Origin of the sequence: Paraburkholderia sp. SIMBA_053, assembly GCF_046534895.1 — a bacterium.
In the GTDB taxonomy this organism is placed as follows: Bacteria; Pseudomonadota; Gammaproteobacteria; order Burkholderiales; family Burkholderiaceae; genus Paraburkholderia; species Paraburkholderia caledonica.
Genome location: NZ_JAWRXU010001445.1, coordinates 1 through 245 on the forward strand (window position 1 = coordinate 1; position 245 = coordinate 245).

Here is a 245-nt window from a genome sequence, read left to right on the forward strand (position 1 = left end):
TGAACTGGGACCCGGCGAGCCGCGAGTCGATGGCCGACAATCTGTTCCGCAAGCGCGGGATGAAGGTGCCGCACACGATCCATCTCGCGCATTCATTCGCGATCGTGCTGGGCCTGCTTCAGCAGACGGATTTCCTCAGCATCTTTCCGTGGCCGCTCGTCGAGGTGAACATCGCGAAGGAGAATCTGCGCGCGCTGCCGTTGCGCGAAGTGGTCGATGAGACGATTGTCAGCATCACATCGCGG

At 61.2% G+C, this 245-nt stretch carries 1 pseudogene; it reads left to right on the forward strand.

Annotated elements, in window-relative coordinates:
- Nucleotides 1–245, forward strand: a pseudogene (locus SB753_RS40405) (LysR family transcriptional regulator); the annotation flags it as partial.